The following is a 219-nucleotide window of genomic DNA, read 5'->3' on the forward strand; positions in this document are numbered from 1 at the left end:
GATTTGATGATAATTGGCAAATTCTTTTCCATGGTCAACAGTCAGTGATTTTAAATTGGCGCCTAGATGACGGGCCAGTGTAATAATAGCTTTAGTCATTGATTGACTGCCACGCCCATCTAAACGTTGAACGATTGTTAAGCGGCTTAATCTTTCTGTGAAAGTAGCGACTGCTTGCCCCTTCATTTTACCTGAAAGTACGGTATCTGCTTCGAAATG

At 41.1% G+C, this 219-nt stretch carries 1 pseudogene; it reads right to left on the bottom strand.

What is annotated here, in order from left to right:
- Window positions 1-219 (bottom strand): annotated as a pseudogene (locus tag H5975_RS08605) (IS30 family transposase); the annotation flags it as partial.

Source organism: Limosilactobacillus coleohominis (genome assembly GCF_016901675.1).
Lineage (GTDB): Bacteria > Bacillota > Bacilli > Lactobacillales > Lactobacillaceae > Limosilactobacillus > Limosilactobacillus intestinavium.